This is a genomic window from Streptomyces sp. NPDC090994, assembly GCF_044768905.1.
Lineage (GTDB): Bacteria > Actinomycetota > Actinomycetes > Streptomycetales > Streptomycetaceae > Streptomyces.
In genome coordinates, this window is record NZ_JBIVWS010000001.1 from 525,539 (window position 1) to 545,709 (window position 20,171).

Sequence of the window (20,171 nt, forward strand, 5' to 3'; positions counted from 1 at the left end):
GCTCGGACATGTCATGCCCTCACTCGCTAACGTGACGCCACACAACTCACACGAGCCCCTGCCGACACACACGTGACGCACAAGGACCCACGCTGCCTGCGCACCGTCTTCCAGATCTCCCCGGCCGGGTGGCCATACCCGTACCGGCCCAAACCCGTACCACTCCGACCCCCCTGCATTTCTTCAACACCGCGAGCCCCGAGCACACCGTCAGCACCCTCCTCACCTGCCTGAACAGCACCCCCTGGGCCCACCGCCTCGCCGCCCACCGCCCCTACCCCGACCTCCCCGCCCTGCTGGCGGCGGCCGACGAGGCGGCGTACGACCTGAGCGCCGAGGAGCTGACGGAGGCCCTGGCGGCGGAATCCCTGCCGGCCCTGCCCGAGAGCACCTACGCGGCGGCCGGCACGGCCTTGCGGGCGGCCCACGCCGCCTATGAGTCCCGATTCGGACACGCGTTCGTCATCTGTCTCGACGGGATCCCCGAAGACGAGTCCCTGAACCACGTCCTGACCGCCATCCGATCACGATTGGCGAACGATCCCGAGGACGAACGAGTGGTCGCGGCGGACGAACTCCGGCGCCTGGCGAGGCAACGGCTGAGGAGCGTCGCCAGGGGCGCGAGGCTGTGACAGGGCGGCTCCGCCGCGGGGCGCGGCCAGCCACCGACGCCCCGCACCCCGCAAACCGGACAAGCCCCCCACCCCGGTAGCGCCGCCGGTACTCCGTTGCGTGCAACTTTGATCACACCGGTAGGCCCGCTGTAAGAACGACAGCGAGCGCTGGCTACGATGCTGGGGGCCGGTGGACCGTACCCGGCCGGGCCCACCGACAGAGAAGCCGGCGCGGCCCCAACCCCCGCTCCCGGAGGAAACTTCCGTGCCGGCTGGAACGCTGTACCGCGGCCGGGAAGGAATGTGGTCCTGGGTGGCTCACCGAGTCACCGGCGTCCTCATCTTCTTCTTCCTGTTCGTACACGTGCTGGACACCGCTCTCGTGCGTGTCTCCCCCGAGGCCTACGACAAGGTCGTGGCCACGTACAAGTCGCCGATCGTCGCGCTGCTGGAGTACGGCCTCGTCGCCGCCATCCTCTTCCACGCGCTCAACGGTCTGCGCGTCATCGCCGTCGACTTCTGGGTCAAGGGCGCTCGCTACCAGAAGCAGATGCTCTGGTCCGTCGTCGCCGTGTGGCTGGTGCTGATGATCGGGGCCCTGTACCCGGTCCTCGGCCACGCCGCTCGTGAACTGTTCGGGAGCTGACGCAGATGTCCACGACTGAAACCGCCTCCGGGGTCGGCCCCGTCGAGGGTTCCTCCGTCTACACGGTCGACAACCCCGCGCCGCTCATCGAGCCCCCGCGCAAGCGCACCAAGAAGTCCCCGAAGTCCACCCGGGGCAACTTCGAGATGTACGGCTGGCTGTTCATGCGGCTGTCCGGCGTGGTGCTGGTCGTCCTGGTCCTCGGCCACCTGCTGATCCAGCTGGTCCTCGACGGCGGCGTCTCCAAGATCGGCTTCGCCTTCGTGGCGGGCCGCTGGGCGTCCCCGTTCTGGCAGGTCTGGGATCTGCTGATGCTGTGGCTGGCGATGCTGCACGGCGCCAACGGCCTGCGCACGGTCATCAACGACTACGCCGAGCGCCCGAACACGCGCCTGTGGCTGAAGGGCCTGCTCTACACCGCCACGGTGTTCACCATTCTGCTGGGCACGCTGGTGATCTTCACCTTCGACCCGAACATCCGCTAGGCACGGGGCTGCGAATCATGAAGGTACACAAGTACGACACCGTCATCGTCGGCGCCGGTGGCGCCGGTATGCGGGCCGCCATCGAGGCGACCAAGCGCAGCCGCACGGCCGTCCTGACGAAGCTCTACCCCACCCGCTCCCACACGGGCGCCGCGCAGGGCGGCATGGCCGCCGCGCTGGCCAACGTGGAGGAGGACAACTGGGAGTGGCACACCTTCGACACGGTCAAGGGCGGTGACTACCTGGTCGACCAGGACGCCGCCGAGATCCTGGCGAAGGAGGCCATCGACTCCGTCCTCGACCTGGAGAAGATGGGCCTGCCGTTCAACCGGACCCCGAACGGCACCATCGACCAGCGCCGCTTCGGCGGTCACTCCCGCAACCACGGCGAGGCCCCGGTCCGCCGGTCCTGCTACGCCGCGGACCGCACCGGTCACATGATCCTCCAGACGCTGTACCAGAACTGCGTCAAGGAGGGCGTGGAGTTCTTCAACGAGTTCTACGTCCTGGACCAGATCATGACCGAGGTGGACGGCGTCAAGAAGTCCGCCGGTGTGGTCGCCTACGAGCTGGCCACCGGCGAGATCCACGTCTTCCACGCCAAGTCCGTGATCTACGCGTCCGGCGGCACCGGCAAGTTCTTCAAGGTGACGTCCAACGCGCACACCCTCACCGGTGACGGCCAGGCGGCCTGCTACCGGCGCGGGCTGCCGCTGGAGGACATGGAGTTCTTCCAGTTCCACCCGACCGGCATCTGGCGCATGGGCATCCTGCTCACCGAGGGCGCCCGCGGTGAGGGCGGCATCCTGCGCAACAAGGACGGCGAGCGCTTCATGGAGAAGTACGCGCCCGTCATGAAGGACCTGGCCTCCCGCGACGTCGTGTCCCGGTCCATCTACACGGAGATCCGGGAGGGCCGCGGCTGCGGTCCCGAGGGCGACCACGTCTACCTGGACCTCACCCACCTCCCGCCGGAGCAGCTGGACGCCAAGCTGCCCGACATCACCGAGTTCGCCCGTACGTACCTCGGCATCGAGCCGTACACGGACCCGATCCCGATCCAGCCCACCGCGCACTACGCGATGGGCGGCATCCCGACCAACGTCGAGGGTGAGGTCCTGGCGGACAACACCACCGTCGTGCCGGGGCTGTACGCGGCCGGCGAGGTCGCCTGCGTGTCGGTGCACGGCGCCAACCGCCTGGGCACCAACTCGCTGCTGGACATCAACGTCTTCGGCAAGCGGGCGGGCATCGCGGCGGCCCGGTACGCGCACTCGGCCGACTTCGTCGAGCTGCCGGACTCCCCCGAGTCCCTGGTCGTCGAGCAGATCGAGCGGCTGCGCACCTCCACCGGCAACGAGCGGGTCTCGGAGCTGCGCCGCGAGCTGCAGGAGACCATGGACGCCAACGTCATGGTGTTCCGCACCGAGCAGACGATCAAGACGGCGGTCGAGAAGATCGGCGAGCTGCGCGCCCGCTACAAGAACGTCTCGATCCAGGACAAGGGCAAGCGGTTCAACACCGACCTCCTGGAGGCCGTCGAGCTGGGCAACCTGCTCGACCTGGCCGAGGTCATGGCCGTCTCCGCGCTGGCCCGCAAGGAGTCGCGCGGCGGTCACTACCGCGAGGACTACCCCAACCGCGACGACGTGAACTTCATGCGCCACACCATGGCGTACCGCGAGGTCGGCGACGACGGCACCGAGTCCATCCGTCTCGACTACAAGCCGGTCGTCCAGACCCGCTACCAGCCGATGGAGCGTAAGTACTGATGGCTACCCCTGTTCTGGACAAGGCGGACGCGGCCGGAGCCCCCGAGCCCGGTTTCGCCGACTCCCCCTACATCACGGTCACGGTCCGCGTGCGCCGGTTCAACCCGGAGGTCTCGGCCGAGGCGACCTGGGAAGACTTCCAGCTGGAGATGGACCCCAAGGAGCGCGTCCTGGACGCCCTCCACAAGATCAAGTGGGAACTGGACGGCACGCTCACCTTCCGCCGCTCCTGCGCCCACGGCATCTGCGGGTCCGACGCGATGCGGATCAACGGCAAGAACCGCCTCGCCTGCAAGACGCTGATCAAGGACATCAGCCCCGAGAAGCCGATCACGGTCGAGCCCATCAAGGGCCTGACGGTCCTCAAGGACCTGGTCGTCGACATGGAGCCGTTCTTCCAGGCGTACCGCGACGTGATGCCCTTCCTGATCACGAAGGACACCAACGAGCCGACGCGCGAGCGGCTCCAGTCGGCCGAGGACCGCGAGCGGTTCGACGACACGACCAAGTGCATCCTGTGCGCCGCGTGCACGTCGTCCTGCCCGGTGTTCTGGAACGACGGCCAGTACTTCGGCCCGGCCGCCATCGTCAACGCCCACCGCTTCATCTTCGACTCGCGTGACGAGGCCGGCGAGCAGCGGCTGGAGATCCTCAACGACCGCGACGGCGTCTGGCGCTGCCGCACGACCTTCAACTGCACGGACGCCTGCCCGCGCGGCATCGAGGTCACCAAGGCGATCGCGGAGGTGAAGCGGGCGCTGATCACGCGCCGCTTCTGACGTCCGTCGGTTTCCTGCCGGTGAGGGCCCCGTTTCCGGTGGAGACGGGGCCCTTCGGCGTGCGCCACGCGTTCGGGTGAACGGCGCTCGCCCTGCCTCCAGGGTGTCCCCCGGCCTACGATGATGCTCTCGACACCAGCCCACGGGAGGCATGTGATGTCCGCAGCATCCGTCGAGCGGCCCGCCTACGAGCGTCCACTGATCACGCAGGCGAACCTTCTCATGGACCGCCTTCCGGGCTACCGCGTCGAGATCATCGGAGACCAGCTCCTCGTGTCCCCGCCGCCGGACGGCCCGCATGGCGAAGTCCTGACCGACCTGACTCTGCCCTTCCTGGCAGCCAACCTCCACAGGGGGGACTCACGATTGATCCAGGGCATCGGTCTGTGGCTGCCGACCGGCGCCGAGGACTACGCGATCCCGGACCTCGCCCTCGTGGACGCGGATTACCGTGACCACCTCATCGAAAACAACTGCTACGACCCCGTCTGCTTCCGCCTGGTCCTGGAGGTCACCTCCAGCAACTACCGAACCGACCTGCGCGCCAAAGTCACCGCCTACGCCTCCGCCAAGATCCCTCTGTACGTCATCGTCGACCGCAAGCACAACCGCCTCCACGTCCTCACCGACCCCGACGGCGCCGACTACACCACCCACCGCGTCCACACCTCCGGCGATACGGTCACCCTCCCCGGCTCGCTCGGCGCCGAGGTGACCCTCGACGTCGGCGAGATCCTTGCCGCCGGACGGGCGAAGAGCGCGCCCGGGCAGGGCTGACAATCAGCCTCCCCGGGTGATCATCGACCTACCCTGACGCCATGTCAGATGACGAGTCGTACGAGCTGCTCGGGTTCGACAACGTGCTGCTGCCGGTCGGGGATCTCGGCGAGGCGGTGGAGTTCTACGAGCGGGCCGGGTTCGAGGTCGGATTCCGGTTCGACGAGGGCGGGATCGCGCTGCTGAAGGCCGGCAAGGAGACGCCGGGGATCGCGCTGCGGTACGAGGAGGGGTTCGGGCACCGGCCGCCGCCCTGGCCGTCCCCCCGGGTCTGGCTGGAGGTGCCGGACGCCAAGGCCGCCGCGCGGGCACTGACGGACGCCGGGGTCGAGCCGTACGACGGGCCGTTCTCCAGTGCCACCGGGTGGACGGTGGAGTTCGCCGATCCCTGGGGCAACGTGATCGGCCTGACCGACTACCGCAAGCGGCCCCAGCTCGCCCGCCGCGCGTGACGCGGGCCACCCGCCCCTTGAGTTGAACACGTTCAAAAGCAGGTCTAGAGTCTCTCCTGTCAGCGTTTTGAACGCGTTCAAGAAGGGGTGGGGCATGGACCGCACCGTCATCGCCTACGTCATCTACCTGGCCGTCAGCATCGGGCTGACCATCTGGGTGGCCCGTACGCTCAGCCGCAACGGGCGGGTCTTCCTCGCCGACGTACTGCACGGCAACGAGAAGCTCGCCGACGCGGTCAACCACCTCCTGGTGGTCGGCTTCTACCTCGTCAACCTCGGCTTCGTCGCCCTCTACCTCAGCGGCGACGAGACCATCACCGACACCCGTGGCATCTTCGAGGCCCTGTCGACCAAGCTCGGGGTGGTGCTGCTGGTCCTCGGCGTGATGCACCTGGGCAACGTGTACGTGCTCAACCGCATCCGGCGGCGCGGGGTGATGGAGCGGGAGCAGACGCCGCCCGTGCCGCCGCAGGGCTGGGTGGCTCCGACGGTCGGGCGCTGAGCCGGTGCCGGCCGAGACGGCCGCCGTACCCGTACGGCGGCTCACCGTCCTCTACGACGCCGAGTGCGCGCTGTGCGCCTTCGTACGGGACTGGCTGACGCGCCAGCCGCACCTGGTGGAGCTGGAGCCGGTCCCCGCCGGGTCCGCCGAGGCCCGCCGCCGGTTCCCCGGCCTCGACCACGCCGCCACCCTCGACGAGATCACCGTCGTCGGGGACGGCGGGCAGGTCTACCGGGGTGCCGCCGCCTGGATCGTCGTGCTGTGGGCACTGCGCGAGCACCGGCCGCTCGCCCACCGGCTCAGCACCCCCTCGGGGGCGAAGCTGGCCAAGGGCGCGGTGCTGGCCGCCGCCAAGTGGCGGGGCACCCGGTGGGGCGGCCAGGCGTACCGCCGGGCCGACGGCTGGACGTACCATCCGAGCGCCGGCTGGACGTACACCGCGCCGGGCTGTGCCGACGGCTCCTGCCGCACTGGCTAGGCTCTGGACGTGCCCGCGAAGAACGACGGCCCCGGTGACGGAGCCCACCTCAGCAAGTCCGAGCAGACCCGCGCCCTGATCCTGGAGACGGCGATGCGGCTGTTCCAGGAGCGGGGGTACGACAAGACGACCATGCGGGCCATCGCCCAGGAGGCCGGGGTCTCCGTCGGCAACGCCTACTACTACTTCGCCGGCAAGGAACACCTCATCCAGGGCTTCTACGACCGGATCGCCGCCGAGCACCAGGTGGCGGTCCGGGACGTGCTGGCGCGGGAGACCGACCTGGAGGCCCGGCTGGCGGGCGTGCTGAAGGTGTGGCTGGACATCGCGACGCCGTACCACGAGTTCGCGGTGCAGTTCTTCAAGAACGCCGCCGACCCGGACAGCCCGCTCAGCCCGTTCTCCCCGGAGTCGGAGCACGCGCGCGTGGAGGCCATCAGCGTCCACCGGGCGGTGCTGGCCGGGACGAAGACGAAGGTGCCGGAGGAGCTGCGGGACATCCTGCCGGAGCTGATGTGGCTGTCGCAGATGGGGCTCGTCCTGTACTGGATCTTCGACCGGACCGAGGGGCGCGAGCGCAGCTACCGGCTGGCCGAGCGCGGCGCCCGGCTGACCGCGCGGGGCGTCGTGCTGGCCCGGTTCCGGGTGCTGCGCCCGCTGGTGCGCGAGGTGCACGAGCTGTTCAGGGACTTCCTGCCGGGCATGACGGCGGCGCTGCCCGATCCCGGCAGGAAGAGGCAGCGCCCGCCGGACGGGGTCAGTTGACCGCGTCGACCTCGTGCCCGGCCAGTTCCACGTCGTGCGTGAGCGGGCCGTCGGCCACGGTGACGTGCGCGGCCCGGGAGCCGTACCCGGGGGCGGTCGTCGCCAGCAGGTAGGTGCCCGGCGCGGGGACGGCGAGGATGTACGAGCCGTCGGCGAGGGCCGTGACGTGGTCGAGTTGCCGGCCGCCGGACGACAGCAGGGTGACGGACGCGCCCTCGACGGGGCCGCCGTCGGCGGTGCGGACGAAGCCGTGCACGACCGAGGCGGGTCCCTCCGGAGCCGCCGGCTCCTCGGCCGGCTCCACCGCCAGGTGCGGCAGCCGCTTGTCCAGGCTCTTGGGCAGCCACCAGTTGGACCGGCCCAGCAGGTACATCGCCGCCGGGACCAGCGCCGTACGCAGGATGAACGCGTCCAGCGCGACCGCCGCCGCCAGGCCGATGCCCGCCATCGCGCCCTCCGTGTCGCCGCTGAGCACGAACGCGGCGAACACGCTGACCATGATCAGGGCGGCGGAGTTGATGACCCGGCTGGTCTCGGCGAGGCCGACCCGCACCGCGCGGGCGTTGTCCTTGGTGTGCACCCACTCCTCGTGCATCCGGCTCACCAGGAAGACCTGGTAGTCCATCGACAGGCCGAACAGCAGCGACAGCATGATGACCGGCAGGAAGGAGGTGATCGGCCCCTCCGCGCCGAAGCCGAGGGCCTCCGAGCCCCAGCCCCACTGGAAGACCGCCACCAGCACGCCGAACGACGCGGCGGCGGCCACCAGGTTCATCACCGCGGCCGTCAGCGGCACCACCAGGGACCGGAACGCGACCAGGAGCAGCAGGAAGCCCAGCGCGATGATGGTGGCGACGAAGTACGGCAGCCGGTCCCCGGTGACGGTCGCGAAGTCCTTGAAGACGGCCGTCACCCCGCCCACGTGCGCGTCCACGCCCGCCTGGGGGATCACGTCGTCGCGCAGCCGGTCGATCAGCCGGTCCGTCTCCACGGACTGCGGTGAGGTCGTCGGCACCACCTGGATGACGGAGATCCCGTTCGCGGGCGGTACGGCGGCCACCTGGGCGACGCCCTCGGTGGACTCGATCGCCCGGACCAGGCCGGTGGGGGCAGCGCCTTCCACGACCACCTGGAGCGGGCCGTTGAAGCCCGGGCCGAAGCCCTCGGCGAGCAGGTCGTACGCCTGCCGGGTGGTGGTGGACTCCGGCAGGTTGCCCTGGTCGCTGGCGCCGAGCCGCAGCGAGAAGACGGGGATGGCGAGCACCGCCATCACCACGACGGCCACCGCGGCGGTACCGCGCGGGCGCCGCTGCACGAACGCCGCCCAGCGCGCCGCGAGACCGGCCGACTCCTTCGGCTCCGGTCCCGTCGCGGCCAGCCGCCGCCGCTGCCGCCGGCTGAGCACCCGCATGCCGAGCACGCCGAGCAGCGCGGGCAGCAGGGTGACGGCGGCGAGCACGCTGAGGACGACGGTCAGCGAGGTGGCGACGACCACGCCGTTCAGGAAGTCCATGTTCATCACCAGCATCCCGGCGAGCGCGATGCACACCGTGCCGCCCGCGAACAGCACCGCCCGTCCGGAGGTGTTGAGGGCGGTCACGGCCGCCTCCTCCGGTTCCATGCCGCGCAGGATGCCGCGCCGGTGCCGGGTGACGATGAACAGGGCGTAGTCGATGCCGACGCCGAGGCCGATGAGCGTGGCCAGCAGCGGGGCCACCTCGGGCACGTCGGTGACGTGGCTGAGCAGGGTCGTGGACATCAGGCCGCTGGCCACGCCGGCGATCGCGGTGACCAGCGGCAGCAGCATCGCGAACAGCGACCCGAAGGTCAGGAACAGGACGATGGCCGCCGCCCCGATGCCGACCAGTTCGGCGGTGCCCATCGGCAGCTCCTGGGTACGGGCGATGGCCTGCCCGCCCAGCTCCACCGTCAGACCGGCGCGTTCGGCGCCCCGCGCCGTGTCCATGACGTCCTCGATCACCGCCAGTTCCACGGAGTTGGCCTGCTCGGTGAAGGTGACCTGGGCGTACGCGATCGTCCCGTCCCGGCTCACCTGGGCCGCGCCGTCGGCGCCGTAGGGGCTGCTGACCGCGCCGACGCCCGCCATCCGGCCGATCTCCTCCAGCGCGGGTTCGATCCGGGACCGTACGGAGGCGTCCCGCACGGAGCCCTCGTCGACCTTCCACACCACCGTGTCGGTGTCGCCGGAACTCTCCGGGAACGCCTTCTCCATCAGGTCGAAGGCCTCGCTGGAGTCCGTGTCCGGCAGCGAGAAGACGTTCGAGTAGCTCGTCCCCGCGGCCGAACCCCCCGCCACGAGCCCGAACACCGCCCCCGCCCACAACACCAGGACCACCAGCCGGTGCCGGTAGCACCATCGCGCCAATGCCGTCACGCCCAAACTCCTTCATTCCAGGAAAAGTCGGTCGGTCCCCCCAGGTCCTGCGCCTCAGAATCGGGGGCGCGGCACGGGCGTGGACACCGGCCGGGCCCGACTCTCAAGGAACTCCAAAGCGGGAACCGCCCCCGCGGCCACGGCCCGCGCCGATACTGGGGGCATGACGACGGGTCCCGGCACCGTGCTGGTGGTGGAGGACGAACCGAGCATCGCGGACGTCCTCGCCATCGCCCTGCGCTTCCACGGCTTCGAGGTGATGTGCGCGGCCACCGTCCGCGACGCCCTCGCGCTCGCCGGGACCACCCGGCCGGACGCGGCGCTGCTCGACGTGATGCTGCCCGACGGCGACGGCCGCGCGCTCGGCAAGGAACTGCGGGCCCGGTGCCCGGAGTTGGCGCTGGTCTTCGTCACGGCGCGGGACGCGCCCGCCGAGATCGTCGGCGCGCTCGGCTTCGGCGACGACTACATCACCAAGCCGTTCAACATCGACGAGGTGGTCGCCCGCGTCCAGGCGGTGCTGCGCCGGGTCCGCCCCGCCGACGTGCTGCCCGAACGGCCCCCGCTCACCTACGGCGACCTGGAGCTGGACGAGACGACGTACACGGCCCGGCGCGGCGACCGCTCGGTCGAGCTGACCCCGACCGAGTACGCGCTCCTGCGCTTCCTGGTGCGCAACGGCGGGCGGATCGTGCCCAAGGACCAACTGCTGCGCCACGTCTGGCAGTACGAGCACGCGCCGTCCGAGTCGACCGTCGTGGAGACCTACGTCAGCTATCTGCGGCGCAAGCTGGACGCGCTGGGACCGCCGCTGATCACCACGCGGCGGGGCGTCGGGTACGGGCTCGCGTGAGGGCCCTGCGGCGTGTCCTGTTCCGGCGCGGGCGGGGCATCCCCTCGCTGCGCGCCAAGCTGGCGGTGGCGAACATGGCGCTGCTGGCCGTCGGCGTCGTCGTGGCGACCGCGGTCAGCCTGGTGGGCATGCGGCACTATCTGATCGACCAGATCGACGCCGAGCTGCTGCGCACCCGCCAGTCGCTGGGCACCGCGCCGCTCACCATGGAGCAGCTCGACGCGCTGGGCGCGGTGACGCTGGTCCGGGACCGGTTCCTGAACGGCGACGCGGACGACCGGGCGCCGGACAGCCTCATCGCCGCCACCGACCGGCGGGGCCGGGCGCTCGCCCTCGCCGGGTACGAGCCGACCGACGGCCAGCGGGCCCTGGCCGCCGCGGTGGCCGACCCGGCGCCGCTGGCCGCCGACCCCGAGCCGCACGACGTCAGCGTGCGCGACACCGCCTACCGGGTCACCGCCACCCGGCTCTCCGACGGCAGGTTCGTCCTGGTCGCCGCCTCCACCGACGCCCTGCACACCGGCGTCGCCAAGGCCCTCCGGCTCGACCTGGGCGTCGGCACGCTGCTGTTGGCGACGCTGGCCTGGCTGACGATGATGAGCGTGCGGCGCCGGATGCGGCCCCTGGAGGACATGGTGGAGACCTCGTCGGCGATCGCCGAGGGCGACCTGACCCGGCGGGTGCCCTCCAGCCGGGAGGCCACCGCGGAGGTGGAGCAACTGCGGCTCGCGCTGAACTCCATGCTCCACCAGGTGGAGTCGGCGTACCGCACGCGCGAGCGCAGCACGGCCCAGCTGCGCCGCTTCGTCGCCGACGCCTCGCACGAACTGCGCACCCCGCTGGCCGCGATACGCGGGTACCTCCAGCTCTACGACAAGGGCATGCTGCGCGAGCCGGCCGAGCGGAAGCGGGCCTGGGAACGGGTCCTCGCGGAGGCCGACCGGATGGGCCGGCTGGTGGACGAGCTGCTCACCCTCGCCCGCCTCGACCAGCGCCCCGAGCTGCGGCTGCGCCCCGTCGACGTCGGCCGCCTGCTGCGGGACGCGGCCGAGGACCTGCGTGTCCAGCAGCCCGAGCGGCCGGTCACCGTGGACGCCGAGGGGGAGCTGACGGTGTGCGCCGACGAGTCGGGGCTGCGGCAGGTGGTCGGCAACCTGGTGGCGAACGTACGGGTGCACACCCCGGCGGACGTGCCGGTGCGGCTCTGCGCGGAGCGCGTCGAAGGGGTCGTGCGGCTGTCGGTCGAGGACAGGGGGCCGGGGCTGACGGCGGAGGACGCGGCCCGGGTCTTCGACCGGTTCTTCCGGGCGGGCGGCGGCGCGGGCAGCGGCCTGGGGCTGGCCATCGTGCAGGGCGCGGTGCACGCGCACGGCGGTGAGGTCGACGTGCGGACCGCGCCGGGCGAGGGGCTCGCGGTGACGGTGGTGCTGCCCGACCGGGCGGAGGGGGCGGGGGCGGAGACGGGGTGAGGAGGCCCGTCCGCCCGGAGGGGGCCGTCAGGCCTGGCGGGAGGCCAGTTCGATGACGGTGATGTCGGACTCGGCGCCCACGCGCGTGGGCGGGCCCCAGGCACCCGCGCCGCGGCTGACGTAGAGCTGGGTGTCGCCGTAGCGCTCCAGGCCGGCCACGGTCGGGTTGGCGGCGGCGGCCAGGAGCGGGCCGGGCCAGAGCTGGCCGCCGTGGGTGTGGCCGGAGAGCTGGAGGTCGACGCCGTGGTCGACGGCGTCGTGGATCATCACCGGCTGGTGGGCGAGGAGCACACAGGCGCGGCTGCGGTCGCGGTCGCCGAGGGCGCGCTCGTAGTCGGGGCCCTGGCCCTCGTCCTCGCCGCTGATGTCGTTGACGCCGGCCAGGTCGAAGTGGGGCAGTTCGGTACGGGCGTTCTCCAGGGGCAGCAGCCCCAGGCGCCGCACCTCCTCCACCCACTGCTCGGCGCCGGAGAAGTACTCGTGGTTGCCGGTGACGAAGTACGCGCCGTGCCGGGCGCTGAGCTGCGCGAGCGGCGCGGCGGCCGGACCGAGGTCCTTGACGCTGCCGTCGACCAGGTCGCCGACGACCGCTATCAGGTCGGGCTGGGTGCCGTTGACCGTGTCGACGACCTTCTGCGCGAAGCCCCGGCCCAGGACCGGGCCGAGGTGGATGTCGCTGACCACGGTGATCCGGAACCCGTGCGCGGCGCGCGGCAGCTTGGCCAGGGGCACGGTGACGCGCTTCACGGTCGGCCCGTTCAGCACGCCGTACGTGCCGTAGCCGACCGTCCCCACGGCCACCGCGGCGGCGGCCCCGCCGACGACCCGGGAGACGAAGAGGCGGCGGGAGGGGACGGCGAGGGGGGTGGCGGAGGTGGGCGTGGGGGCGGTGGTGGCAGTGGTTCCGGCCCCGGGAGACGCGGCGGGCGCGGCCTCCCCGGCCGCCGCACCGGACGGACCGGACGCACCAGACGTGGCGGCCGTGGCGGCCGTGCCGTCACCGCCCGGAGACGGGGCCGCGGCCCCCGCCGCCACGCGCTCCGTCGGCACGTCGGCGCCGGACTCCGGGGCCGGCGCCGGGGCGGGCGCCCGCCCCGCGGCCCGCCGTTCCAGCAGGAGCCGCAGCAGCGGCCGTACCGCCTCCCCCACCAGCAGCGCCAGCAGCAGGTAGACCGAGAGGGCCATCCACAGGAAGCCCGGCCACCCCAGGACCCGCTGGAGCCAGAAGGGCGCGCCCGAGCGCTCGGCGACCAGCGCGCCGACGGCCAGCAGCCAGCCGCCGGCGACCAGGACCGCGCCCGCCCGGCGCACGCCGCCCGCGCGCCGGGTCGTGTCGCGGAACAGGCGCCGCCACACATACCAGTTGGCCGCCACCAGGACGCCCACCACCAGCAGCGCGACCAGCGCCATGACGATCACCATCGTGTTCCTACCCCACCCCTTGTGAAGCCGCGACTATGACGTGCGGCGCAGTGCGCGCAGGCCGCGCAACCCGATGACCCCGACGACCGTCCCCAGTAGGAAGGAGACCACCGCCAGCAGCAGGTGGACCCAGAAGTACGCCGTGGGGTCGCCGTTCTCGAACGCGAGCCCGCTGCTGTCCTTGGCGAGATTCTTGACGAAAGTGATCCAGATGATCCAGGACCACACCCCGAAGGCGAGCAGGAACCAGGAGACGGGACGGCTGAGCTTCATGCAGCCAGTATCGCCGCCGCGTGTCCGGTTCCGTGTCCGGGGTGGGGAGGCGGGTGGGACGGCGCGGGGAACGGGCGGTACGTTCTCGACCGTGCCCGCACCCAAGAAGACCGTCCGGCGATCGTTGCTGGTCACTCCCGCCGTCCTGACCACCGTCTCGGCCCTCGCGCTGGCCTCACCGGCCGCGTACGCCGCGCCGAGCCCGGATTCCTCGGCGAGCCCCTCCGCCACGCCCCCGGCGAACATGTCGTCCGTGGGCGGCGCCCGCCTCGGGCAGCCGGGGACGCAGGCCAATCTCGCCGACGGTGTGCCCGTGCTGCCCAAGGACATCACCGCCCGCTCCTGGATCGTCTCCGACGCCGAGTCCGGCGAGGTCCTGGCCTCGCACAACGCCCACTGGCAGCTGGCCCCGGCGTCCACCCTGAAGATGCTGTTCGCCGACACGCTGCTGCCGCGGTTCCCGAAGACGACCGAGCACAAGGTCGCCCCCTCCGACCTGGAGGGCATCGGTTCCGGGTCCAGCATGGTCGGGATCAAGGAGAACGAGACGTACACCGTCCACGACCTGTGGCTCGGTGTCTTCCTGCGCTCCGGCAACGACGCCGTGCACGTGCTGTCCGCGATGAACGGCGGCGTGGACAAGACGGTCGCCGACATGAACGAGCACGCCGAGGAGCTCCAGGCCCTCGACACCCACGTGGTCAGCCCCGACGGGTACGACGCCCCCGGCCAGGTCTCGTCCGCGTACGACCTGACCCTGTTCGCCCGCTCCGGGCTGCAGAAGGCGGACTTCCGCGAGTACTGCTCGACGGTCAGCGCGAAGTTCCCGGGCGAGACGACGAAGAACAAGAAGGGCAAGAAGGTCCGCGGGTCCTTCGAGATACAGAACACCAACCGGCTGCTGACCGGCGACTACGACATAGAGCAGTACGAGGGCATCGCCGGCGTCAAGAACGGCAACACCACCAACGCGGGCGCCACCTTCACCGGGGTCGCCGAGCGCGACGGCAAGGTGCTCCTGGTCACGGTCATGAACCCGGAGAAGAACGACCACAACGAGGTCTACAAGGAGACCGCCGAGCTCTTCGACTGGGGGTTCAAGGCGGCCGGCAAGGTCGAGCCGGTGGGCGAGCTGGTGGCCCCGAAGGGCGCCGGGGCGAGCGCCTCCCCGGCGACGGGCGAGGGCCAGGCCGGGGGTGAGGCCGGCGGCAGCGGTGACGCGGCCACCGGCACGAAGACCGTCGGCGCCGCCGCGGCGGGCGGCTCCGGCGGCGCCGGGACGGCGCTGGCGATCACCGGCGGGGTGCTGGTGCTGCTCGCGGGCGCCGCGTTCCTGGTCAACCGCCGGTGGCCGCTGCCGGACCTGGTGCGTCGCCGGACCCGTCCGTGACGTCGGCGGGTTCGGTCTCCTTGCCGCCGGTCGCCGTCCAGGCGGCGCAGAACAGGACCAGCTTCGAGGTGAAGTTGATCCACAGCAGCAGGGCGACGGGGACGCCGAACGCGCCGTACATGCTCTTCGCGGCCACGCCCCGCACGTAGCTGCTCAGCAGCAGCTTGAGCAGTTCGAAGCCGACCGCGCCGATCAGCGCCGCCACCAGCAGCCGGCGGCGCTCGGGCTCGGCGCCGGGCAGCAGGGTCAGGACGTAGAGCAGGACCAGGAAGTCGGCGAGTACGGCGACGGCGAACGCGGCGACGTACAGCAGCACCCCGCCGACGCCGCCGTCGTCCATGCCCAGGTGCCGGACGAGCCGGCCGGCCAGCGCGGAGGCGACGGTGGAGAAGGCGAGGGTGACCAGCAGCGCGCCGCCGAAGCCGATCAGGATGCCGCCGTCCTTGGCCCGGCGCAGGAGGGGGTTGTCGTCCTCGTCGGGCAGTTCCCACACCGCCCGCAGACAGCCCCGGGTCGAGTCGACCCAGTTCATGCCGGTGAACAGCAGCAGGGCGGCGGCGATCAGCCCGACGGTGCCGGCGTTCGCCACCAGCCCCTCGATGTCCAGCTGGTCGCCGAGTCCGGGGAACTGATCGGCGATCGCGTCCTGGACCTCCTTCTGCTGCCGCTCGCTGAGCGTGGCGGCGGTGATCGCGGCGCCCAGCGAGAGCAGCGGGAACAGCGCGACGAAGCTGCTGAAGGTCATGGCGGCGGCCAGCCGCGTCCACTTCACCCGGTCCAGGCGCTCGTACGACCGCCACGCGTGCGTGGCCATCAGCCGCGCCGCCCACGGGCCCACTACGGGAAGCTTTTTCAGCCAGTCCATGGTCCGTCTCTGCCCCCGGTCGGGAAAACCAGTGTCCTTGTGCCCCAGAAACGCAGCAGCGTGGCCAGCGCCATGCCGATTCCCGCGCCGGAGACGGTGTCGGCGCGCTGCGAGGTGAGGCCGAGGCCGTAGTGGCTGACGGCGAGGCAGAGGAGTTGTACGGCGGCCCCGGCGAGGTTGACCGCGAAGAAGACGGCGTAGGGGTGCGGGCCCCGGGGGCGGGTGTGCCGGTAGGTGAAGAGCGCGTTGCCGGCGTAGGCCACCGAGCAGCCGGCGACGAACGCCAGCGCCTTGGCGGTGAGCGGGCCGAGTCCGGCCGGTCCGCGCAGGCAGGTGAAGAGGGCGAGGTCGACGGCGTAGGCGAGCAGGCCGACGGAGGCGAAGCCGACGAGTTCCCGGCGGGGACCGGGCGCGCTCGCCGTACCGCCCGGTCCGCCCGCCGCGCCGCCCGCCGTGCCCGCCGTCCCGCCGGTGCCGCCCGCCGTGCTCACCAGTTGGCCACCGCGGCCCCGTACATCGCGGCCCAGACCACCCCGATGACGGCGAGCGCGCGGTCGCGCAGCACCACGTCCTCGGGTTCGCCGGCCGTGCCCCGGTCGGCGAAGACGGCGTAGCGCAGCACGGCGAGGACGAAGGCGACCACGGAGAGCTGGCGCCAGGGCAGCAGGCCGGCGTGCGGGACGCCGCCCTCCTCCAGGGCCCACAGGCAGTAGCCGAGGACGGCGACACCGGCCGCGAGCTGCCAGACGAACCGCAGGTAGCCGACGGTGTACTCGGTGAGCAGCGCGCGGGTGGCGCCCGCCGCCCCGGCCATCTGCACGGCCTCGGAGTAGCGCTTGGCGGAGACCATGAACAGCGCTCCGAAGCCGGTGGTGATCAGGAACCAGCGGGAGAGCGGGAGGCCGAGCGCCAGTCCACCGGTCACCGCCCGCATCAGGAAGCCCGTGGTGACGACGACGAGGTCGACGACGAGGACGTGCTTGAGGGTGACGCAGTACGCCAGTTGCATGGCGAGGTAGGCGGTCAGCAGGGCGGCGACGGCGGGCGGGCAGAGCCAGAGCGCGGTGGCGGGCGCGAGGAGGGCGAGGGCGCCGCCGGCGGCGTAGGCGACGGGGACGGGGACCTGCCCGGCGGCGACCGGGCGGTGCCGTTTGACCGGGTGGGCGCGGTCGGCGTCGGCGTCGCGGGCGTCGTTGACCAGGTAGACGGCGGCGGCGCAGGCCGTGAACAGGAGGAAGGTCAGGGGGAGCCGGGTCAGGGCGGGCGTGGTGAACAGTTCGCCGGCGGCGGCCGGGGCGGCGACGACCAGGACGTTCTTGACCCACTGCTTGGGGCGTGCGGTGCGCAGCAGGCCGGTCAGCAGGCCACCCGCGCCGGGCGGTGGCGCCGGGGGACGCTCGGGGGTGCGCCGGCGCAGGACGGCGGTGGTGTCAGCCACGGGCGGCGCCCCCTCGCATCCAGTCGGCGCCGAGCCGGGCCGTGAGGGCGCCCAGGGCGGCACCGGCCGCCACGTCCGAGGGGTAGTGGACGCCGGTGACCAGCCGGGAAAGGCACACCGCGACGGCCACCGGCCAGGCGGCGCGGGCCCCGAGGGTGCCGAAGGCGACGGCGGCGGCCACCGCGGAGGTGGCGTGCGAACTGGGGAAGGAGTGCCGGCCCGCGGTGGGCACCAGGGGCCGCACATGCGCGGGGCGCGGGCGGCGCACGACCCGTTTCACGCCCATGCTGGCCAGGTGCGCGCCCGCGGTGAGCGCGGTGCCGCGCAGCCAGGCGCCGCGCCGGGCGCCGTCCACGGCGGCCCCGGCGAGGCCCGCCGCCAGCCACAGCGCCCCGTGCTCCCCCACGAAGGACAGGGCGCGGGCGGCGCCCGCCACGCGCGGGTCGCCGCCGCACGCTCTGAGGGCGGAGACGATCCGGTGGTCCATGCCGTCGCGGTGGTCGAGGTGGTGGTCCATACGGACTCACTGTTCATGCCGGTGGCGGCGGAACTCCGGCAAAACTCCGGAACTATTGAGCGACATCCCATTAATCACCCATTTCGGGGATAAACCGGAGGTTTCAGAATTGATGTTGGATAAAGGGGCGATACGGTCACCGGCATGTCTGCCGACACCGACTGGGGCCCCGTCACCGGCTGGGGCCGCACCGCCCCCACCGTCGCCCTCCTGGTCCGCCCCCGGACGTACGAGGAGGCGGCGCTCGCCGTCCGCGCCTGCGGCCGGCGCGGTGCCGTCGCCCGGGGCCTGGGCCGGGCGTACGGCGACGCGGCGCAGAACGCGGGCGGGGCCGTGCTGGACATGACCGGCCTGGACAAGATCCACGCCATCGACGTCGAGGGCGGCACCGTACTGTGCGACGCGGGCGTCTCCCTGCACCGGCTGATGGAGGTGCTGCTGCCGCTCGGCTGGTTCGTGCCGGTGACGCCGGGGACCCGCTACGTCACCGTCGGCGGGGCGATCGGCGCCGACATCCACGGCAAGAACCACCACGTCAGCGGCTCCTTCTCCCGGCACGTACGGTCGCTGGAGCTGCTCACCGCCGACGGGCGGGTGCGGACCGTCACGCCGGGCACGCCGCTGTTCGACGCGACCGCCGGCGGCATGGGCCTGACCGGCGTCATCCTCACCGCGACGGTCCGCCTGCACCGCGTCGGCTCCTCGTGGATGTCGGTCGACACCGAGCGCGCCGCCGACCTGGACGACCTGCTGGCCCGGCTGACCGCGACCGACCACCGCTACCGGTACTCCGTCGCCTGGATCGACCTGCTCGCCCGCGGTGCCGCGACCGGCCGCGCGGTCCTCACCCGCGGCGACCACGCCCCGCCCCACGCCCTGCCGCGCCGCGCCCGCCGGGACCCGCTCGCGTTCCGCACCGCCCGCCTCCCGGCCGCCCCGGCGTACGTCCCGGAGGGCCTGCTGACCCGGTCCACGGTCGGCCTCTTCAACGAAGCCTGGTTCCGCAAGGCTCCCCGCGCCCGCACCGGCCGGCTCCAGCGCATCCCGTCCTTCTTCCACCCCCTGGACGGCGTCCCGCACTGGAACCGGATCTACGGCCGCGGCGGCTTCGTCCAGTACCAGTTCGCCGTCGGCCACGGCCAGGAGGAGGCCCTGCGCCGCATCGTGCACCGCATCCGCGCGCACCGCTGCCCGTCGTTCCTGGCCGTCCTCAAGCGGTTCGGGGAGGCCGACCCGGGCTGGCTGTCCTTCCCGGTGCCCGGCTGGACGCTGGCCCTGGACATCCCGGCCCATCTGCCCGGCCTCGGCGCCCTCCTCGACGCGCTGGACGAGGAGGTGGCGGGGGCGGGCGGCCGGGTCTACCTCGCCAAGGACTCCCGGCTGCGGCCCGAGCTGCTCGCCGCGATGTACCCGCGCCTCGACGACTTCCGGGCGCTGCGCGCGGAGCTGGACCCGCGCGGGGTGTTCGTCTCCGACCTCTCCCGCCGCCTCGACCTCTAGGAGACCGCCATGAAGGACGCCTTCGGCCTGCCCCAGTCCCTGCTCGTCCTCGGCGGTACGTCCGAGATCGCGCTGGCCGCCGCCCGCCGCCTGGTGGCCCGCCGCACCCGTACGGTCTGGCTGGCGGGGCGCCCCTCCCCCGCCCTGGACGAGGCCGCCGAGGGGCTGCGCGGGCTCGGCGCCGAGGTGCGCACGGTCGCCTTCGACGCCCTCGACCCCGCGTCGCACGAGGAGGTGCTCGGGAAGGTCTTCGCGGAGGGCGACATCGACCTGGTGCTGCTCGCCTTCGGCGTCCTGGGCGACCAGGCGCACGACGAGCGGGAGCCGGTGAGCGCCGTGCGGGTCGCGCAGACCAACTACACGGGCGCCGTCTGTGCCGGCCTGGTGTGCGCCGCCGCGCTCCAGGACCAGGGCCACGGCTCCCTGGTCGTCCTCTCCTCCGTCGCCGGGGAGCGGGCCCGCCGCGCCAACTTCATCTACGGCTCCAGCAAGGCCGGCCTGGACGCCTTCGCGCAGGGCCTGGGCGACGCGCTGCACGGCACCGGCGTGCACGTCATGGTCGTACGCCCCGGGTTCGTGCGGTCGAAGATGACCGCCGGTCTGGAGGAGGCGCCGCTGGCGACGACGCCGGAGGCCGTCGCCACCGCCATCGAGCTGGGCCTGAGGCGGCGCTCGGAGACGGTGTGGGTGCCCGGCGCGCTCCGGGTCGTGATGTCGGCCCTGCGCCACCTGCCCCGCACGGTGTTCCGGCGGCTGCCGCTCTAGGACCCCGCTGTGCC

Annotated in this window: 22 protein-coding genes; 15 read left to right on the top strand and 7 right to left on the bottom strand. The window is 72.3% G+C overall.

All coding sequences use genetic code 11. The annotated features are described in order from the left end of the window. Positions 1 to 128 precede the first annotated feature (128 nt). The 10 genes from ACIQR3_RS02460 (at position 129) to ACIQR3_RS02505 (ending at position 7,270) form a co-directional block, all read left to right on the top strand. Positions 129 to 632 (top strand): 2-oxo-4-hydroxy-4-carboxy-5-ureidoimidazoline decarboxylase, encoded by a 504-nt coding sequence (locus ACIQR3_RS02460; protein ID WP_403533036.1) that lies wholly within the window; start codon positions 129 to 131, stop codon positions 630 to 632. Between the two features lie 247 nt (positions 633 to 879). After that, a complete protein-coding gene (gene sdhC, locus ACIQR3_RS02465) occupies positions 880 to 1,260 on the top strand; it encodes a succinate dehydrogenase, cytochrome b556 subunit (protein WP_215168575.1) in 381 nt (126 codons plus the stop codon). 5 nt (positions 1,261 to 1,265) lie between these two features. Beyond that, on the top strand, positions 1,266 to 1,745 hold the full coding sequence (locus ACIQR3_RS02470) for a succinate dehydrogenase hydrophobic membrane anchor subunit (RefSeq protein ID WP_215168577.1): 480 nt from the start codon (positions 1,266 to 1,268) through the stop codon (positions 1,743 to 1,745). Between the two features lie 17 nt (positions 1,746 to 1,762). After that, positions 1,763 to 3,517 (top strand): succinate dehydrogenase flavoprotein subunit, encoded by a 1,755-nt coding sequence (gene sdhA, locus ACIQR3_RS02475; RefSeq protein WP_403533039.1) that lies wholly within the window; start codon positions 1,763 to 1,765, stop codon positions 3,515 to 3,517. After that, complete coding sequence (locus ACIQR3_RS02480; RefSeq protein WP_215168579.1) at positions 3,517 to 4,296, top strand: succinate dehydrogenase iron-sulfur subunit; 780 nt, start codon at positions 3,517 to 3,519, stop codon at positions 4,294 to 4,296. Before sdhA ends, ACIQR3_RS02480 begins: the two co-directional genes overlap by 1 nt. Before the next feature lie 156 nt (positions 4,297 to 4,452). Beyond that, complete coding sequence (locus ACIQR3_RS02485) at positions 4,453 to 5,073, top strand: Uma2 family endonuclease (RefSeq protein WP_403533042.1); 621 nt, start codon at positions 4,453 to 4,455, stop codon at positions 5,071 to 5,073. Between the two features lie 41 nt (positions 5,074 to 5,114). After that, positions 5,115 to 5,525 (top strand): VOC family protein, encoded by a 411-nt coding sequence (locus tag ACIQR3_RS02490; RefSeq protein ID WP_403533045.1) that lies wholly within the window; start codon positions 5,115 to 5,117, stop codon positions 5,523 to 5,525. A 94-nt stretch (positions 5,526 to 5,619) separates the two neighbouring features. Further along, positions 5,620 to 6,027 (top strand): hypothetical protein, encoded by a 408-nt coding sequence (locus ACIQR3_RS02495; protein WP_403533048.1) that lies wholly within the window; start codon positions 5,620 to 5,622, stop codon positions 6,025 to 6,027. A gap of 4 nt (positions 6,028 to 6,031) precedes the next feature. Then, the gene (locus ACIQR3_RS02500; protein WP_403533050.1) at positions 6,032 to 6,505 is read left to right on the top strand and encodes a thiol-disulfide oxidoreductase DCC family protein; all 474 of its coding nucleotides are present in this window, start codon (positions 6,032 to 6,034) and stop codon (positions 6,503 to 6,505) included. A 9-nt stretch (positions 6,506 to 6,514) separates the two neighbouring features. After that, on the top strand, positions 6,515 to 7,270 hold the full coding sequence (locus tag ACIQR3_RS02505) for a TetR/AcrR family transcriptional regulator (protein WP_403533053.1): 756 nt from the start codon (positions 6,515 to 6,517) through the stop codon (positions 7,268 to 7,270). On the opposite strand, the gene ACIQR3_RS02510 is transcribed toward ACIQR3_RS02505, so the two are convergent. Then, a complete protein-coding gene (locus ACIQR3_RS02510) occupies positions 7,263 to 9,656 on the bottom strand; it encodes an MMPL family transporter (RefSeq protein ID WP_403533964.1) in 2,394 nt (797 codons plus the stop codon). The two genes, ACIQR3_RS02505 and ACIQR3_RS02510, sit on opposite strands and share 8 nt — an antisense overlap. 172 nt (positions 9,657 to 9,828) lie before the next feature. On the opposite strand from ACIQR3_RS02510, the gene ACIQR3_RS02515 reads away from it, so the two are divergent. Together ACIQR3_RS02515 and ACIQR3_RS02520 are read left to right on the top strand one after the other, a co-directional pair. Then, on the top strand, positions 9,829 to 10,518 hold the full coding sequence (locus tag ACIQR3_RS02515; RefSeq protein ID WP_403533055.1) for a response regulator transcription factor: 690 nt from the start codon (positions 9,829 to 9,831) through the stop codon (positions 10,516 to 10,518). 74 nt (positions 10,519 to 10,592) lie between these two features. After that, positions 10,593 to 11,987: a sensor histidine kinase gene (locus tag ACIQR3_RS02520; protein ID WP_403533967.1), complete on the top strand. Its 1,395-nt coding sequence runs from the start codon at positions 10,593 to 10,595 to the stop codon at positions 11,985 to 11,987. 27 nt (positions 11,988 to 12,014) lie between these two features. Here ACIQR3_RS02520 and ACIQR3_RS02525 read toward each other — a convergent pair whose 3' ends face one another. Continuing rightward, positions 12,015 to 13,409 carry a metallophosphoesterase gene (locus ACIQR3_RS02525; protein ID WP_403533058.1) on the bottom strand — a complete coding sequence of 465 codons (1,395 nt, stop codon included), beginning with the start codon at positions 13,407 to 13,409 and terminating at the stop codon, positions 12,015 to 12,017. 33 nt (positions 13,410 to 13,442) lie between these two features. Continuing rightward, positions 13,443 to 13,682 (bottom strand): SCO4848 family membrane protein, encoded by a 240-nt coding sequence (locus ACIQR3_RS02530; RefSeq protein ID WP_403533060.1) that lies wholly within the window; start codon positions 13,680 to 13,682, stop codon positions 13,443 to 13,445. A 91-nt stretch (positions 13,683 to 13,773) separates the two neighbouring features. Between ACIQR3_RS02530 and ACIQR3_RS02535 the strand changes: the two genes are divergently transcribed. Then, positions 13,774 to 15,072: a D-alanyl-D-alanine carboxypeptidase family protein gene (locus ACIQR3_RS02535; protein ID WP_403533063.1), complete on the top strand. Its 1,299-nt coding sequence runs from the start codon at positions 13,774 to 13,776 to the stop codon at positions 15,070 to 15,072. Here ACIQR3_RS02535 and ACIQR3_RS02540 read toward each other — a convergent pair. The 4 genes from ACIQR3_RS02540 to ACIQR3_RS02555 are packed head-to-tail and all read right to left on the bottom strand — an operon-like array spanning position 15,020 to position 17,892. Next, on the bottom strand, positions 15,020 to 15,937 hold the full coding sequence (locus tag ACIQR3_RS02540; RefSeq protein WP_403533066.1) for a YihY/virulence factor BrkB family protein: 918 nt from the start codon (positions 15,935 to 15,937) through the stop codon (positions 15,020 to 15,022). The genes ACIQR3_RS02535 and ACIQR3_RS02540 overlap by 53 nt on opposite strands. Then, positions 15,925 to 16,428, bottom strand: coding sequence for a GtrA family protein (locus ACIQR3_RS02545; protein ID WP_403533068.1), 504 nt, complete (start codon positions 16,426 to 16,428; stop codon positions 15,925 to 15,927). The genes ACIQR3_RS02540 and ACIQR3_RS02545 overlap by 13 nt, the downstream gene beginning before the upstream one ends. Further along, entirely contained in the window at positions 16,425 to 17,375 is a 951-nt protein-coding gene (locus ACIQR3_RS02550) for a decaprenyl-phosphate phosphoribosyltransferase (RefSeq protein ID WP_403533071.1), read from the bottom strand. Before ACIQR3_RS02550 ends, ACIQR3_RS02545 begins: the two co-directional genes overlap by 4 nt. Next, positions 17,368 to 17,892, bottom strand: a complete 525-nt coding sequence (locus ACIQR3_RS02555) for a phosphatase PAP2 family protein (protein WP_403533074.1) — start codon at positions 17,890 to 17,892, stop codon at positions 17,368 to 17,370. The genes ACIQR3_RS02550 and ACIQR3_RS02555 overlap by 8 nt, the downstream gene beginning before the upstream one ends. Before the next feature lie 144 nt (positions 17,893 to 18,036). On the opposite strand from ACIQR3_RS02555, the gene ACIQR3_RS02560 reads away from it, so the two are divergent. Continuing rightward, a complete protein-coding gene (locus tag ACIQR3_RS02560; RefSeq protein ID WP_403533077.1) occupies positions 18,037 to 19,392 on the top strand; it encodes an FAD-binding protein in 1,356 nt (451 codons plus the stop codon). 9 nt (positions 19,393 to 19,401) lie between these two features. Continuing rightward, a complete protein-coding gene (locus ACIQR3_RS02565) occupies positions 19,402 to 20,157 on the top strand; it encodes a decaprenylphospho-beta-D-erythro-pentofuranosid-2-ulose 2-reductase (protein WP_403533080.1) in 756 nt (251 codons plus the stop codon). Positions 20,158 to 20,171: the final 14 nt, after the last annotated feature.